Source organism: Streptomyces sp. AC558_RSS880, from assembly GCF_019049255.1.
GTDB lineage: Bacteria > Actinomycetota > Actinomycetes > Streptomycetales > Streptomycetaceae > Streptomyces.
The window spans coordinates 1-228 of record NZ_JAGMUJ010000143.1; the positions used below are offsets into that span (position 1 = coordinate 1).

The window sequence follows — 228 nt, forward strand, 5'->3', positions numbered from 1 at the left end:
CCGGGTCCACGGCGGAGCCGTAGTTCGGGGTGGTGCGGATCTCGAAGTGCAGGTGCGGACCGCTGGAGTTGCCGGTGTTGCCGGACAGGGCGATCTTCTGGCCGGTCTTGACGATCTGGCCGATCCGCACGTCGACCTGCGACAGGTGGGCGTACTGGGAGTACGTGCCGTTGCCGTGCTTGATGACGACGGCGTTGCCGTAGGCGGGGCCGTCACCGGCGCCGTTGG

General features: G+C 68.4%; 1 protein-coding gene. It reads right to left on the reverse strand.

Going from position 1 to position 228, the window contains the following annotated elements; genetic code table 11:
- Nucleotides 1-228 (reverse strand): M23 family metallopeptidase (locus KUM38_RS33065; RefSeq protein ID WP_217134999.1); only part of this gene is annotated, 228 nt, incomplete at both ends.